1 protein-coding gene is annotated in these 732 nt (G+C 64.6%); it reads right to left on the bottom strand.

What is annotated here, in order from left to right:
* The coding region (locus AC08OP_RS24090) for an IS3 family transposase (protein ID WP_476616263.1) at nt 1-712 on the bottom strand (712 nt) is incomplete at its 3' end.
* Nucleotides 713-732 lie beyond the last annotated feature (20 nt).

The raw sequence follows: 732 nt of genomic DNA, 5'->3' as shown, positions 1-732 counted from the left end.
ATCCATTCGAAGATTCGAAGATGGCGTTGGCAAGTTCGTCGCGGTTCTCCCAGGTGTGTCGGTCGAGTATCTCGAGTTGTAGGGTGCCCCAGAAGGACTCCATCATCGAGTTGTCGTAGCAGTCGCCGACCGTGCCCATCGACGGGAGTAGTCCGGCGATGCGCAGCCGGTTTCCGAACGCCCACGATGTGTATTGCGTTCCGTGGTCGCTGTGCAGGATTGTCTGTTTCTCTGGTGGCCGTCGGCGAAGAATCGCCATGCCGAGGGCATCGAGGACGAGTTCGGTGCGGATGTGGTGCGCGATTGACCAGCCGATGATGCGCCTCGAATAGGCGTCCATCACGGCCGCGCAGTAGAGTTTCCCGTCTCCGGTGGGGTGTTCGGTGATGTCGGTCAGCCAGAGCCGGTCTGGGGCGTCGACGGCGAACTGCCGGTTGACCAGGTCCTCGGCGGTCGCCTCGGCGACAGGACCGCGGCGGGCTCGGCGCCGGTAGACGCCCTGCAGGCCGGCCTCTCGCATCAGCCTTGCGACCCGTTTGTGGTTGACCGGCACGCCCAGGCCGAGGGCGAGTTCGGCGTGGACCCGCGGCCAGCCGTAGGTCCCCCGCGACTCGCGATGAATGCGTTCGATCTGTTTCGCGAGCAGGGTGTTCTCCTGTTCCCGTAACGACGGTGGCCGGCCGATCCAGTCGTAATATCCCGACCGGGACACGCCCAGTACTCGGCAGGCCA

The sequence above is a fragment of the Frankia sp. CeRuru1 genome (assembly GCF_977966315.1).
The sequence above is the reverse complement of the archived record's forward strand: the minus strand, read 5'-3'. Positions and strand labels throughout refer to the sequence as shown.